This is a genomic window from Escherichia sp. AM3 (assembly GCF_032029835.1).
Lineage (GTDB): Bacteria > Pseudomonadota > Gammaproteobacteria > Enterobacterales > Enterobacteriaceae > Escherichia > Escherichia coli.
Map to the genome: position 1 here is coordinate 1 of NZ_JAVUPQ010000867.1, position 288 is coordinate 288.

1 protein-coding gene is annotated in these 288 nt (G+C 65.6%); it reads left to right on the forward strand.

Annotation, left to right across the window (positions count from 1 at the left end; genetic code table 11):
• Positions 1 to 288 (forward strand): ABC transporter permease (locus RTW80_RS28775; protein WP_409415339.1); only part of this gene is annotated, 288 nt, incomplete at both ends.

A 288-nucleotide genomic window follows, 5' to 3' on the forward strand; every position in this document is an offset into this window, starting at 1 on the left:
TTGGCCGCCGCACCTACGCCATCGGCAACAACCCGACCGGCGCGTGGTACTCCGGCATCAACGTGAAGCGCCACAACCTGATCCTGTTTGCGCTGGTAGGACTGATGTCCGGCCTGGCGTCGGTGCTACTCACCTCGCGTCTGGGCAGTACCCGCCCGACCATCGCGATGGGCTGGGAGCTGGCGGTGGTGACGATGGCGGTGCTCGGCGGCGTCAATATTCTCGGTGGGTCCGGCAGCATGGTGGGCGTGATTATCGCCGCCTTCCTGATGGGGCTGGTGACCTTCG